Source organism: Pseudomonas syringae group sp. J309-1, assembly GCF_032582135.1.
In the GTDB taxonomy this organism is placed as follows: domain Bacteria; phylum Pseudomonadota; class Gammaproteobacteria; order Pseudomonadales; family Pseudomonadaceae; genus Aquipseudomonas; species Aquipseudomonas quasicaspiana.
Window position 1 is genome coordinate 44,141 of the sequence record NZ_JAWHNU010000021.1, and the last position, 12,068, is coordinate 56,208.

The 12,068-nt window shown below is 56.1% G+C and carries 12 protein-coding genes; 1 reads left to right on the forward strand and 11 read right to left on the reverse strand.

From position 1 onward, the window contains the following. Positions 1-5 precede the first annotated feature (5 nt). From flgJ to RX972_RS13715, 5 genes are all read right to left on the reverse strand, one after another. On the reverse strand, positions 6-1,226 hold the full coding sequence (gene flgJ / locus RX972_RS13695) for a flagellar assembly peptidoglycan hydrolase FlgJ (protein ID WP_122396596.1): 1,221 nt from the start codon (positions 1,224-1,226) through the stop codon (positions 6-8). Between the two features lie 11 nt (positions 1,227-1,237). Continuing rightward, the gene (locus tag RX972_RS13700; RefSeq protein ID WP_122396597.1) at positions 1,238-2,347 is read right to left on the reverse strand and encodes a flagellar basal body P-ring protein FlgI; all 1,110 of its coding nucleotides are present in this window, start codon (positions 2,345-2,347) and stop codon (positions 1,238-1,240) included. Between the two features lie 13 nt (positions 2,348-2,360). Continuing rightward, entirely contained in the window at positions 2,361-3,074 is a 714-nt protein-coding gene (gene flgH / locus RX972_RS13705; protein WP_027898282.1) for a flagellar basal body L-ring protein FlgH, read from the reverse strand. A gap of 93 nt (positions 3,075-3,167) precedes the next feature. Then, positions 3,168-3,956: a flagellar basal-body rod protein FlgG gene (gene flgG / locus RX972_RS13710; protein ID WP_027898281.1), complete on the reverse strand. Its 789-nt coding sequence runs from the start codon at positions 3,954-3,956 to the stop codon at positions 3,168-3,170. Positions 3,957-4,002: 46 nt separating this feature from the next. Then, positions 4,003-4,740 carry a flagellar basal body rod protein FlgF gene (locus RX972_RS13715; protein ID WP_027898280.1) on the reverse strand — a complete coding sequence of 246 codons (738 nt, stop codon included), beginning with the start codon at positions 4,738-4,740 and terminating at the stop codon, positions 4,003-4,005. Between the two features lie 1,052 nt (positions 4,741-5,792). Here RX972_RS13715 and RX972_RS13720 point away from each other — a divergent pair. Further along, a complete protein-coding gene (locus tag RX972_RS13720; protein WP_263267899.1) occupies positions 5,793-5,984 on the forward strand; it encodes a hypothetical protein in 192 nt (63 codons plus the stop codon). Here the strand turns inward: RX972_RS13720 and RX972_RS13725 are convergent, their stop codons facing one another. The 6 genes from RX972_RS13725 to cheR form a co-directional block, all read right to left on the reverse strand. Beyond that, positions 5,985-7,739 carry a flagellar hook-basal body complex protein gene (locus tag RX972_RS13725; RefSeq protein WP_316876050.1) on the reverse strand — a complete coding sequence of 585 codons (1,755 nt, stop codon included), beginning with the start codon at positions 7,737-7,739 and terminating at the stop codon, positions 5,985-5,987. It abuts the gene before it with no gap. A 197-nt stretch (positions 7,740-7,936) separates the two neighbouring features. Then, positions 7,937-9,277, reverse strand: a complete 1,341-nt coding sequence (flgE, locus tag RX972_RS13730) for a flagellar hook protein FlgE (RefSeq protein WP_027898661.1) — start codon at positions 9,275-9,277, stop codon at positions 7,937-7,939. A gap of 28 nt (positions 9,278-9,305) precedes the next feature. Further along, entirely contained in the window at positions 9,306-9,986 is a 681-nt protein-coding gene (locus RX972_RS13735) for a flagellar hook assembly protein FlgD (protein WP_027898660.1), read from the reverse strand. A 14-nt stretch (positions 9,987-10,000) separates the two neighbouring features. Next, the gene (gene flgC, locus RX972_RS13740) at positions 10,001-10,441 is read right to left on the reverse strand and encodes a flagellar basal body rod protein FlgC (RefSeq protein WP_027898659.1); all 441 of its coding nucleotides are present in this window, start codon (positions 10,439-10,441) and stop codon (positions 10,001-10,003) included. A gap of 3 nt (positions 10,442-10,444) precedes the next feature. Further along, entirely contained in the window at positions 10,445-10,852 is a 408-nt protein-coding gene (gene flgB, locus RX972_RS13745; RefSeq protein ID WP_099267377.1) for a flagellar basal body rod protein FlgB, read from the reverse strand. Positions 10,853-11,238: 386 nt separating this feature from the next. Next, entirely contained in the window at positions 11,239-12,066 is an 828-nt protein-coding gene (gene cheR, locus RX972_RS13750; RefSeq protein ID WP_027902538.1) for a protein-glutamate O-methyltransferase CheR, read from the reverse strand. Between the last annotated feature and the right edge of the window lie 2 nt (positions 12,067-12,068).

Here is a 12,068-nt window from a genome sequence, read left to right on the forward strand (position 1 = left end):
AAACCTTATAAAGTCGTGGAAGAGCCCGTAGCGGCGGCGTAGTTCTGGTAACTCTTCATCTGTTTCGCAATCTGCGAAATCTTGCTGGCATAGTCCGGATCCGTAGCGTATCCAGCCTTCTGCAATTCTTTTACAAACTGTTCCGGGTTATCGGCAGAATTCACGACTTCTTTATAGCGATTGTTGTTCTGCAACAGGCTGACCAGGTCGTGGAAGCTGTCTGCATAGGAGTCATAGGAACGGAAATCCGCCGTCTCCTTGACCATCTTGCCGTCACGGAACTCGCTGGTAATTGCCCGCGCCTGCTTGCCATCCCAGCTACCCGTCGCCTTGATACCGAACAGGTTGTGACTGCTGCTGCCATCCTGCTGACGCATGATCGACTTGCCCCAACCGGTTTCCAGTGCGGCTTGCGCCACCAGGATCGCCGGATCGACGCCGATGCGCGCAGCAGCATCCTTGGCCAGCGGCAACATGGTTGCCATGAACTCATCGGAATTGCCGAACGCACGTTTGGCCGGAGCCAAAGGCGGCTGAGCAATACTGCGCACGTACTGCGGGGTCGCTGGCGCCAGATTCGGGTCCATCGTCCAGTCGCCGTTTCCACTGCCTGTGCCTTTACTGGCCACGTTGTTGCGAGCAATAGGCGACAGCTCAGTAGCACCCGACGGCACGATGCCCGCCAGCAGACGATCAGTAAGTTTGCTGGGCAATGCCAGGCGGCGGGAATTGAGCGCTGCCACATCGTTGCGCCCTTCTGCCACTGCTGCGGTCCTGTCACTTGCGGCCGAACGCGTCGCCCACAGCGGCCGTTGCTGAACGCTGGCAGCCAGACCGTTGGCGGCAGTCGAAGCATCGCCTTTTGCCGCATCAGCGGTAGCAGCCGTGTGCATGTTGCGAGTCTTGGAAAGCTGGCGCATCAGCACGTCTTGCAGGCCGATACCATTGCCCCGCCCGGACAACGTCACGGACAGCTGCTGGTCATACATGTCCTGATACTGCCGGGTTGCGGCGGTATTCATCGGATTGTCCTTGGCCAGCACTTCGTTGGCAGAGCGCATTGCCTTGAGCATCTGACTGACGAACAGCGACTCGAACTCCTGCGCAACCTTTTTCAGGTTGGCATCGCTGTTCACATCACCGGTTTTCAGCGAGCTCAGACGATTAAGGTCGGTGTACGCACCTGAATCGATACCTGAAGAAACCGGGCTCTTGGGCATGTCCATTTACAGTGTCCTCAGATCACGATCAGGTCGGCCTGCAACGCGCCGGCCTGTTTCAATGCTTCAAGGATTGCCATCAAGTCGCCGGGCGCAGCGCCCACCTGGTTAACGGCACGAACAATCTCATCCAGCGTGGTGCCAGGGCCGAACTTGAACATCGGGTGCAGCTCTTGCTGAGCATTGACCTTGGAGCGTGGCACCACAGCCGTCTGGCCATTGGAGAGCGGCCCTGGCTGACTGACAATCGGGTCTTCGGTGATGGTCACCGTCAGGCTGCCGTGAGTCACGGCAGCAGGCGAAACCTTGACGTTCTGACCGATCACGATGGTGCCGGTACGCGAGTTGATGATGACTTTAGCCGCGGTCTGGCCCGGATCGATTTCGAGGTTTTCCAGCACTGACAGATAGTCAACGCGCTGACCCGGATCAAGCGGCGCGGTCACACGAACAGAGCCGCCATCGAGCGCCTGGGCAACGCCAGGGCCGAGCAGGTCATTGATCTTGTCCACTACGCGCTTTGCGGTAGTGAAGTCCGAACGGTTGAGGTTCAGCGTCAGCGTATTGCCCTGATTGAAGCCGCTCGGCACTGCTCGCTCAACCGATGCACCACCCGGAATACGACCGGACGACGGCACGTTGACGGTGATCTTCGAACCGTCCCGGCCTTCAGCATCAAAGCCACCGACGACCAGGTTGCCCTGAGCGATGGCATAGACGTTGCCGTCGACACCTTTCATCGGCGTCATCAACAGCGCACCACCGCGCAGGCTTTTCGAGTTACCGATCGACGACACGGTGATGTCAACGGTCTGGCCTGGTTTGGCGAACGCGGGCAAGTCTGCGTACACCGCCACTGCCGCGACGTTTTTCAACTGCACGGTACCGGAACCGGTTGGCACCTTGATACCGAACTGGGCCAGCATGTTGTTGAAGGTCTGCAAGGTAAACGGGGTCTGAGTGGTCTGGTCACCCGTACCGTTGAGACCCACGACCAAGCCGTAACCGATCAACTGGTTGGCCCGTACGCCGGAAATACTGGCGATGTCCTTCAAACGCTCGGCATGAGCGCCGAACGCGGTAGACAACAGCAGTGCTGCCGCGAGCAATTGCTTGAGATTGATCATGTTTATCCCGCTATCAGAAAGGGAACAACGGGCTGAGGAAGAACCGGTCAAACCAGCCTGGCTGGCTCGAATCGGCAAATGCACCAGTACCTGAATACGTAATGCGCGCGTCGGCCACACGAGTGGACGAAACGGTGTTGTCAGTCGCGATGTCGTCAGCACGAACCAGACCGGCGATGCGCACCAGTTCATCACCGGTGTTCAGCGTCATCCACTTCTCGCCGCGAACCGCCAGAATGCCGTTGGGCATGACGTCGGCAACGGTCACCGTGACCGAACCGGTCAAGCTGTTGCTCTGGGCAGCCTTGCCGTCACCGGCAGTGGTACGTGCGCCGTTGTAGCCAGCGCCGAGACTCAAATCGTTACTGCCAATCGGGTTGTTGGTGGTCAGCCCCGAACCGAACAGCGAGGTCAAACCGATGTTCGCCGTGCTGTTCTTGGAGATGCCCGAGCTTGCAGCCTTGCTCGCAGCCATCCGCTCCGACAAGGTAATGGTGATGATGTCGCCTACCCGGAAGGCCTTGCGATCGCCATACATGTTCTGCTCGAAACCCGCCTGATAAATCGAGCCGTTGTTCGCTGCAGCAGGCAGCGGCGTACGCGGCATCACCGGCGCGTAATAAGGGTCATTAGGCTTGGCATTAGGCGCAACGCAGCCTGCCAGCAGAGCGATTCCACAGAATGGCACCACCAACACAGAAAACCGCAGAACAGATAGCCGTTTCATGACACTTAAAACCTCGCGGTGTAACTGGCGCCGGGCAGGCGCCGTATCGAATTGAGCGGGTACAGCAACAGGTCAAACAGGTCGATCAAAGCGTTACAGGTTCTGCGTCAGGTTCTGCAGCATCTGGTCAGCCGTCGAAATCACTTTCGAGTTCATCTCGTAAGCACGCTGAGTGGTGATCATGTTGACCAACTCTTCAACGGTGCTGACGTTGGAAGCTTCGAGGGTGTTCTGCAAAGTCGTACCCAGGCCGTTCAGGCCAGGTGTACCTACTTGCGGTGCACCACTGGATGCAGTTTCCAGGAACAGGTTGCCACCTTGCGCTTGCAGACCAGCCGGGTTGATGAAGTCAGCCGTCTGGATGTTGCCGATAATCTGTGGCGTTGCGGTCGCACCGGCCAAGGTGATCGAAACAGTACCGTCCTGACCCACGGTGAAGGTCTGGGCGTTCTGCGGTACGACGATGGCGGGTTCCAGCGCATAACCATTGGCGGTCACGATCTGGCCGTTGCCGTCCAGGTGAAACGTACCGTCACGGGTGTAGGCGATGGTGCCGTCAGGCTGCATGATCTGCAGGAAGCCACGACCGTTCACTGCGATATCCAGTGGGTTTTCGGTGGTTTCCAGGCTACCGGCGGTGAAGTTTTTCTGCGTACCGACGATGCGCACACCGGTACCCAGTTGCAGACCGGACGGCAGTTCGCTGTCCTGGGTCGACTGAGCACCCGGCTGACGCTTGATCTGATAGAGCAGGTCCTGGAACTCGGCGCGATCACTTTTAAAACCCGTGGTCGAGACGTTTGCCAGGTTGTTGGAAATGGTCGTCAGGTTCATGTCCTGAGCGGCGAGACCGGTTTTCGCGACATATAGTGCAGGAAGCATTCTTTCTCTCCTCGTGCGTCGGTTTATCGACGCAAGCTGTCAATGGTTAGCCCTGCAAGATGCGCGTGGCGGATTCGTCGTTCTGCTCAGCGGTTTTCATCATCTTGACGTGCAATTCAAATTGGCGGGACAAGGCCAGAACGGAAGTCATTTCTTCCACGGCATTGACGTTGCTCGCCTGCAAAAAGCCCGACTCGACCTGAACGTTGGCGTCGGCTGGGGCCGCTGCACCGCTCTTCAGGTGGATCAGGCCATCCGGGCCTTTTTCCATGGTTTTCATATCAGGTCTGACCAGCTTGATGCGATCAACCTGAGCCATGACTTGAGCGCTCTCGCCCAGGGAACGAACGCTGATGGTCCCATCAGCGCCGATTTCAATCTGTTGTTGCGGCGGCACGGCGATAGGACCGCCGTTGCCCATGACCGGCAAACCATTGCCAGCCCGAAGCACGCCGACGGCATCAATATTCATGCCTGCACTGCGGGTATAAGCCTCGCCACCGTCAGGTGTCTGAACGGCAATCCAGCCATCGCCCTTGACCGCGATGTCGAGATCACGACCGGTCTGGATCATTGCGCCGCCACTGAAGTCAGTACCGGGACGTTCGCTCATTGCGTAGGCACGCGAAGGCTGAACCTCGCCAAACACTGGCATCGAGCGCGCCTGTTCGAGGTCGCGCATGAAGCCATTGGTCGAGACGTTAGCCAGGTTGTTGGCATGAGCCTTTTGCGCAACGGCGTTTTCAGATGCACCGCTCATCGCGACGTAAAGCAACTTGTCCACAGTCTTCCTCCTCTGACAGACGTTTGCCGTCTGTAGCTGTTCTAACAGGGAGATAGCAATATCCGGACCAACTTGTCGGCGTTGATACAAAGCACTGATTGTTCAGCAAAAACAGGCGTGCTCGTCGTGGAGACTGAAGTGAGGGATGGAAATGCGGCGGCGGATTGCCACATTTGCTGCGAGGGGTCGGATGGGCCGCCAAAAAAACTACGCTGTCTTTCCCGTGTAGTGATTTTTGTGTACATATCCGTTGTTGGAGTGACGGCTGATATTGGTTGCGCTTTTACAGCGCCTCACTTTTGAGAGCGCAAAAGTAAGCAAAACGCTCTTGCCCCACCACTCGGCACCTCGCTGTCGCTCGGTGTACCCGCCCGCAGATCCTGAACCGTGGGCCGCCGCAATGGGCCATCCATGGCCCGGTGCGGCTAACCCGGCATCCTTGCCGGGTTGCCCACGCTTCAGAATCTGCGTTCGGCCAGCGTGGTTTAACGGGGCGCTTAAGATCAAAATCAAAAGCAGATCAAAAGCAGAGCAAAAGCACAGCGAAACAGCGGGGGGCGGTCCCGGGTAGGAGCGAACTTGTTCGCGAGACGTCAGCACAGCCAACGAATACATCTTCTGACACACCGCTTCGCAGCCTTCGGCAGCTCCTACAGAACATCGGTAAGTTCACCCATCAGGTCGGCTGTCAGGCCGCCGCGCTCTTGATTTTGGGCGCCCCGTTAAACCACGACGGCCGGAATGCGATATTGCTGCGTGGGGTGAACCGGCAGGGATGCCGGTTTAGCCGCCTCAGGCCATGGATGGCCGGTGGCGGCGACCCCACGCAGCAATGTCGGATTCCGGGTATGCCGAGCGACAGCGAGGCACCTAGTGGTGGGGCAAGAGCGTTTTGGTTACTTTTGCGCTCCATCAAAAGTGACGCGCTGTAAAAGCGCAACCAATATAAGCCGTTACCCAAATAATGGATATTACACAAGAATCACAGCATGACGCCGATGCAGTGATAGTCTTACACCCAGCACTTATCCCGAGAGCACCAGCCAACCGACATGAAAGCTCATGCAGGCTTTACCTTGATCCTTGCCGCATCCATTGCATTGGCAAGCATCACCGTACAAGCGAAAAACGCCCGCTATTACCGGTGGCAAGGTGCCGACCGCATCGTCTGCGCGCAAACCAGCCCCGGCGAGGGCTGGAAGCGACTGAATGGCTCCTTTATCAAGTCCGACTGCTCAATCTGATCAGGTCGACTGAATCAACGTCTGCATCAACGTCACCTCGGTTGAAATCGCTTTAGAGTTCGCCTGATAGGCCGTCTGCGCCTGAATCAACTCAATCAACTCATCTGCCAGCGTCACGTTGGAACCCTCCAGCGACTGACCAATGATGACTCCCAGCGTCCCGACACCCGGTTCATCAAAATTGGCAGGCCCCGAGGCACGTGTCTCACCCCAGCGCGTGTCACTCTGCGGCTGTAACCCCTGAAGATTAGCGAAACTGGCAAGCATCACCTGACCGACATCACGGGTCAGACCGTTGGTAAAACCCGCCCGCAGCACGCCATCGCGGCCCATCGTCAAACCGCTTAATTTCCCCGAAGGATGTCCATCCACCTGCTGTGCCGAGCGATTCGAAGCACCGTTGTGCTGGCGCAACCCCGTCAAATCGATGGCAATACCGCCATCGCTGCCCGCCGCACCATTGGATACCCAGCGCTCACGACTGGTCCCGCGATCTTGAACAATGGCCGGCACCCAGCCCTCGAGCTGCAGGCTATCTGCGCCGTTGCCGGTCATTCCCGGCATACCGACCAGCGACTTCAATGAGCCGTCCCGATTGAAAACAACGTTGGCGGTCATAGGCTCCGTGGACTCGGGCGATTGAGGATTCCGGTCATTGATCAGCACGTGCATCCGCCAACTATTGGTCCCGTCCTTGACGAAGTATTTCTTCAGCTCGTGCTGATTGCCCTGACCGTCAAAGATCGCGTTGGCAAATACCCTGCTGTAAGTCTTCAGATTGGTGGGATCGAAGACCGGCACAGGCCGGACCATCACAGCATCGCTGTCGTCGAGGGCACTTGCCGCGCCATCGTTCAGGGACAAAGACACCGCCCCGCCATTTGCAGCACCATTGAAAACCCAATTACCGTTCACTTCTTTGGCGGGACGCCAGCCATGCAGCGAAAACTCGGTGTCCGAGACCTTCCGGATATGCTGTGTATTGCCAGAGTATTGCAGCGTTCCGTTTGCCGCTTTCTCCAGCGTGACATGCTGCGGAGCCGTGCTGCCAGGATCGACAGGATTACGGCCATCCACCAATACATACATCGACCATTGATTCTCATCGGTCTTGACGAAGTACTGCTTGAGCTCGTGGTCTACAGGCGGGGCTGGCGCGACGCCTGCGTCCTGAATGGTCCGGCTGGTCATCCGCGTGTAAGTCGCAGGGTTGGCCGGATCAAAGGCAGGCAACTGCGCAAGGGACGGCAGCGACGTATCCAGATTGACTGTTTCGGCAATTTTCGAGGTTGCCTTGGGCTCAATATTGGAAGCATTAATTTTCAGATCACTGCGTACTCCCGTCATGATCTCGCCTCTCTCGTTGGCCGCGTATCCCTGCAAACGCGCGCCTTCGCTGTCGACGATGAAATTGTCGGCATTCTTGAGGAATGCTCCGGCACGCGTATAAGCCAGCGAACCGCGCTCACTGACCACAAAGAAACCATTGCCCTGGATCCGCATATCGAGAGGACGGCCCGAAGTGGTCATGGTGTCACCCTGGTTGAAGTTCTGCCGCACCTCCGATAAACGCACACCATCACCATCACCGGCAGCGTTCTGCCCACTTCCCAGGTGTGAAGACGAATACAACGCGGAAAATTGCGCACGCGAGGATTTGAAGCCAACCGTTCCGGCGTTGGCAATATTATTGCCCGCCACTTCAAGCCGTTTGTTAGCGGCCTTTATTCCACCAATAGCAATATTAAACGACATTAAAACTCCCTTTTTACCGTCAACGGCTTTTATTGAGGAGTTTTAATTCTCACATCATCGCGAGTAGGAAATTTCCATAGTCGTTGAGTGACCGATCTGGAAATTAATATTCAATGTAGGACGCCGTTTATTATTTAACGCCATAAAAAAGCCCCTTCGAAAAGGGGCTCTTCAAGCAGCGTATACAGCGACGTTTATCACGTCATCTGGATAGTGGTCTGCATGATAGTGCTTTGCGTGGAGATCGTCTTCGCGTTCGCCTGATAGTTACTTTGCGCCTTGATCAGGTTAACCAGCTCCAACGTCAGGTCCACGTTGGAATCTTCCAGCGCCTGACCGGAAATATCGCCCAGCGTACCCGACTGAGGAGCACCGGTAACCGGAACGCCTGAGGCGAAGGTTTCACGCCAGTTGGTACCACCGGCTGGAGACAGACCCTGCACGTTGGCGAAGTTGGTCAGCGAAACCTGACCAATCACCTTGGATTGACCGTTGGTATAACTGGCAAACAGGTTACCGGTAGCGTCAACGCTCATGGAACTGATCTGACCGGTCGCATAACCATCCTGAGACTTGGTGATAGCGCCCGACACAGAAGCCGTTTGTGTAGTCGACAGCATGTCCAGCTGGATGCCGCCTACAGCAGCAGCCGCACCGTTATCAACCCAGTTTGGAACCGTTGCAGTGCCGGCGTTGTAAGCCGGGTTCCAATTGGATATCTGGAACGTGCCGTCGGTATTAACCACGACGTTCGCACTTGAAGTCGGCAACGGATCAGTGATCAATGCCCCGGCAGAGTCAAAGCTCAACACTGTCTGATCCGGAGTGGTAGCGGTCGCCAGATCAGCGTTGGTAGGGTCGCTGATGCTACGGCCATCAATCAACGAGTACATCGTCCAGGTGTTAGTACCTGACTTGGCGAAGTACTGATCCAGGGTGTGCTGATTACCCTGTGAGTCATAGATCGCAGTGCTGATAGGGAAATTGTAAGAAGCCGTATTGCTCGGATCGAACGGAGTGACAGCAGGCACCGTCGCGGTAGAGTTCATGTTCGATGCGAGCGAAATCTTCGCTGTCGGATTTGGCGCCTGGTTCGAAGAGTCTACCCGCAGGTTTTGGGAGACGCCCGTTACCACGTTACCGTTGGCATCAACGTTATAGCCCTGCAGGTTCATGCCGGAACTGTTGACGACGTAACCTTCCTTATCGGTATGAAAAGCACCGGCGCGAGTGTACAGCTTCTCGCCGTTGTTGCTGATCATGAAGAAACCATTACCGTTGATCGCCAGGTCGAGGCTGTTGGCGGTACCGGTGGTCAAGGTGCCCTGAGTAAACTGCTGGGACACTGCAGCGGTTCTTACGCCACTGCCAACGTTGGTGTTGCCGGAAGTACCGCGAATGGATTGCGCGTACTGATCAGCAAACTCCACACGGGAAGATTTGAACCCGTTGGTTGCAACGTTGGCAATGTTGTTGCCTGCTACGTCCAGACTTTTATTTGCTGCGTAGAGCCCACTAAGACCGGTATTGAATGACATGTAACACTCCTTCGCCGTCGAGTCGGCTCTAAATTCCGATAGTTTGTACTTTGGACAGCGCGATACTTTGACCGCCCGCCAGGTTAAGCATCATTTCCCCACCATTGACCCCGGTGGTCACACTGTTGACCGTGGCCGGCAAGTAAGTGGCGAGGCCTGTTGCAGTACCGTCCAGAGAACCTGAAGCCACAAAGCTGTAATTGCCGGAAGCGACTTTTTCACCCGCTTCATTAGTGCCGTCCCAACTGAAACTTGAAGTACCCGCAGATTGGCTACCCATGTCCACTGTTTTGACCAGATTCATCTGCGCGTCATAAATCTTGACGTTGGTCGTCGAGCTGGATGCAGGCACAACTACAGACCCCGTCATGCCTTTCGCGGTATCAACCGTGGTTGCACCTGCATTGACAACCACTGAACGGCCTACCAGAGAAGATGCCTGCAGAGCTTGAGAAGACTGATAGAGGCCAGCAATGCCATCTACCGTGGTCGTCAGGTTCTGCATGCTTTCCAGGCTGCTGAACTGCGCCAACTGGGCAACGAACTCGCCGTTGTCCTGCGGCTCAAGCGGGTTCTGGTTCTTCATCTGTGTAACCAGCAACTGCAAAAACGCATCCTTGCCCAACGCGTCGTTGGAACTGGTCTTGGTTGCAGTAGGGTTTTGCAGCGAACTTATGAATTTCGCAGATACATCGTTTTCAACGGCCATTTACACGCCCCTTATCACTGACCGAGGGTCAGGACTTTTTGCATCATGGATTTGGCGGTGTTCATGATTTCCGCGTTGGTCTGGAACGAACGACTGGCAGAAATCATGTCGGCCATTTCTTCAACGACGTTCACGTTCGGGTAGTACACGTACCCATTGCCATCGGCAGACGGATGATTCGGCTCGTAGCGCGCTTCGAGGTTGGAAGCATCTTCAATGATGCCGTTGACCTGTACGCCCTGACCGGCCTCACCCTGATCCTGGAACAGCGAACCGCCGCCCTGCTGGCTTTGCTGGAAAACGGTCGCGAACACCGGGTGACGGGCGCGATAAGTCTGGTCCATGCTCGAAGACACAGTCTCGGCGTTGGCGATGTTACTGGCGGTGGTGTTCAACCGAGTGGTCTGAGCACTCATGCCGCTACCGGCAATGTTGAAGACGTTGGCTAGAGACATGAATTATTCTCCGCGAAGGGCTGCAACCAGCCCTTTGAATTTACTGTTGAGCAAGGTGAAGCTGGCCTGGAAACCGACGGAGTTTTCCGCGTAGTTGGCGCCTTCCACTTGAGCATCGACGGTGTTCTGATCCAGCGACGGTGCCGACGGTGTGCGGTACATCAGTGTGCCGTCGGTGTTGCCCATGCCTTCAGCTTCGATATGACGGTTATTAGTCATATTCATCGCAAACTTGCCGTTGCTGACTTTGTCGCTTTCGGCGGCCAGTACAGAAGAGAAGTCCAGATCACGCGCCTTGTAGTTCGGTGTATCGGCGTTGGTGATGTTGTTAGCCAGGACTTCGGCACGCTGAGCGCGGAAGCTGAGTGCCTTTTCGTGAATGCCTAGCGCTTTATCGAAGCTAATGCTCATTTCGGGAAACCTTTACCGGTTGACCAGATTTTCTTGATAGAGACATAGCAATCAGCGTGCCAGTTTAGGAAAAGCCCTGTTTCAAAGGGCTGCAGGGCTGAGCGGCAGGAGGGATGACAGAAAAGCGGCAAGTCATTTCCGCTGAGAGCGGCATAAGCGGCAAGGTAAGTGCCGTAAAGTTGCCAGGGTGGAGTCAAAGGTGCTGAGTTCCATGGTGTTTTTATCGCGGGCAAGCCTCGCTCCCACATGAGATTGCGTTCTGCCTGTGGGAGCGAGGCTTGCCCGCGATAAGAACACCACCGACTCAACAGACCTGACATCAATCAATCGCCACTACCAAAACAAAAAAGAGACCCGAAGGTCTCTTTCCTGAACAGCACTAAAGCTTACTTCGCCTGGTAAATAATCCCCGGGCTGCATTGCACCATCTGGTAATGATCCGGCAGACCATTCAGCGCCTCGGACGCACCGAGGAACAGATAGCCGCCCGGCTTGAGCGTGCCGTGAATACGCAGCAGGATGTCTTTCTTCACCTCGGCCGAGAAGTAGATCAGCACGTTGCGGCAAAAGACGATGTCGAACTTGCCCAGGCTCGCATAGCTGTCCAGCAGGTTAAAGGCACGAAACTCGACCCGGCTCTTGATCGGAGCCTTGACCACCCAGCGCCCCGGCGACTTGACGTCGAAGTAACGCTGCAGGCGATCCGGAGACAAACCCCGACCGATTGCCAGGCTGTCGTACTCACCCGACTTGCAGTTGGTGAGCATCAACCCCGACAAGTCAGTGGCAACAATCTGCGCACCGTTCTTCAACTGCCCGGAATTGCTGCGCTCAAACTCGTCGATGGTCATCGACAGCGAGTACGGTTCCTGACCCGAAGAGCAGGCTGCCGACCAGATGCGCAGGCGCTGACCAGGAGCAGCCTTGATCGCTTCGGGCAACACCTTGTTCTTCATCACCTCGAACGGATAGGTGTCGCGAAACCACAGGGTCTCGTTAGTCGTCATCGCATCCACTACCTGCTCGCGCAAACCGCTGCGTGGCTGTGACTGAATACGCTGAATCAGCTCCCCAAGGGTTTTGATGCCTTGCTGTTCCATCAACTTGTTGAGGCGACTGGAAACCAGGTACTGCTTGTTCTCACCCAAAAGGATGCCACAGGCTTTTTCCAAAAATACCCGGAACTGCTCGAAATCCAAATTACCCGTAGCCAAAA

Coding starts and splice junctions, on each gene's coding strand:
- RX972_RS13720 (WP_263267899.1), top strand. CDS start 5,793: ATGAAAGCTCATGCAGGCTTTACCTTGATCCTTGCCGCATCCATTGCA.
- RX972_RS13725 (WP_316876050.1), bottom strand. CDS start 7,739: ATGTCGTTTAATATTGCTATTGGTGGAATAAAGGCCGCTAACAAACGG.
- flgJ (WP_122396596.1), bottom strand. CDS start 1,226: ATGGACATGCCCAAGAGCCCGGTTTCTTCAGGTATCGATTCAGGTGCG.
- flgH (WP_027898282.1), bottom strand. CDS start 3,074: ATGAAACGGCTATCTGTTCTGCGGTTTTCTGTGTTGGTGGTGCCATTC.
- RX972_RS13700 (WP_122396597.1), bottom strand. CDS start 2,347: ATGATCAATCTCAAGCAATTGCTCGCGGCAGCACTGCTGTTGTCTACC.
- flgC (WP_027898659.1), bottom strand. CDS start 10,441: ATGTCTCTAGCCAACGTCTTCAACATTGCCGGTAGCGGCATGAGTGCT.
- RX972_RS13735 (WP_027898660.1), bottom strand. CDS start 9,986: ATGGCCGTTGAAAACGATGTATCTGCGAAATTCATAAGTTCGCTGCAA.
- flgE (WP_027898661.1), bottom strand. CDS start 9,277: ATGTCATTCAATACCGGTCTTAGTGGGCTCTACGCAGCAAATAAAAGT.
- flgB (WP_099267377.1), bottom strand. CDS start 10,852: ATGAGCATTAGCTTCGATAAAGCGCTAGGCATTCACGAAAAGGCACTC.
- flgG (WP_027898281.1), bottom strand. CDS start 3,956: ATGCTTCCTGCACTATATGTCGCGAAAACCGGTCTCGCCGCTCAGGAC.